The sequence below is a fragment of the Microbacterium sp. NPDC003461 genome (assembly GCF_053588335.1).
In genome coordinates, this window is record NZ_JBSFPT010000063.1 from 1 (window position 1) to 1,148 (window position 1,148).

Annotated in this window: 1 protein-coding gene; it reads left to right on the top strand. The window is 67.4% G+C overall.

The annotated features are described in order from the left end of the window. Positions 1-1,008, top strand: a 1,008-nt coding sequence (locus tag ACWDR7_RS13075) for an IS256 family transposase (protein WP_449855325.1), incomplete at its 5' end; no start/stop codon positions are given. Positions 1,009-1,148 lie beyond the last annotated feature (140 nt).

Consider the following 1,148-nt stretch of genomic DNA (forward strand, 5'->3'; position numbering starts at 1 on the left):
GTCCCCACCGGCAGCCGCAGGCTGTCGCAGCTGGACGAGATGATCGTCTCGCTCTACGCCGGCGGGATGACCGTCCGCGACATCGAGCATCACCTGGCCTCGACGGTCGGGACGGAGCTGTCGCACGAGACGATCTCGAACATCGTCGACGAGATCGCCGATGAGGTCCTGGCCTGGCAGCAGCGCCCGTTGGAGGCGTTCTACCCGGTGATCTACCTGGACGCGCTGATCGTGAAGGTCCGCGACGGCGGGCACGTCCGCAACAAGGCCGCGCACATCGCCGTCGGCGTCGACATGGACGGGATCAAGCACGTGCTGGGCATCTGGATCCAGGCCACCGAGGGCGCGAAGTTCTGGGCGGGTGTCTGCGCCGAGCTCGCCAACCGCGGCGTCCGCGACGTCCTGATCGTCTGCTGCGACGGGCTCACCGGGTTCCCCGAGGCGATCGAGGCGACCTGGCCCGAATCGATGGTCCAGACCTGCGTGGTCCACCTGATCCGCAACGCGATGCGGTTCGTCGGCTACGGGCAGCGCAAGGCCGTCGCGGCCGCGCTCAAGCCGATCTACCAGGCCCCGAACGCGGACGCCGCCGAACGCGAGCTGGAGGCGTTCAAGGCGTCCCCGCTGGGTCAGGCGAACCCGCACGCGGCGGCGGTGTTCACCGACGCCTGGGAGCGGTTCACGCCGTTCCTCGCGTTCCCGCCCGAAGTGAGGCGGGTGATCTACACCACCAACGCGATCGAGTCGCTGAACTACCAGCTGCGGAAGGTCACCAAGAACCGCGGGCACTTCCCGAACGACCTCGCGGTGGTGAAGCTGCTCTGGCTGGCGATATGCAACATCGAAGACAAACGCGCCCGCGACCGCGAGAAGGAACGCGGCCTCGGCCGCGGCGCCAAACGCAAGGCCGAAGGACGCCTCGTCGAAGGGCAGGTCGTCACGAACTGGAAGAAGGCCCTCGAACAGCTCGCGATCGCCTTCCCCGACCGCGTCCAGCCCTACCTCTAACACCCCCGAGGCACCGCCCGCTTACACACACAACTTGACAAGCTCTCTGCAGCAGCTGCCGCATCAGATCCGGCGACGCCTCAGCGAGGGCTTCACCGAGCAGGCCAGCAGGGTCGACAATGTGAGGAGCGGTCATCGTG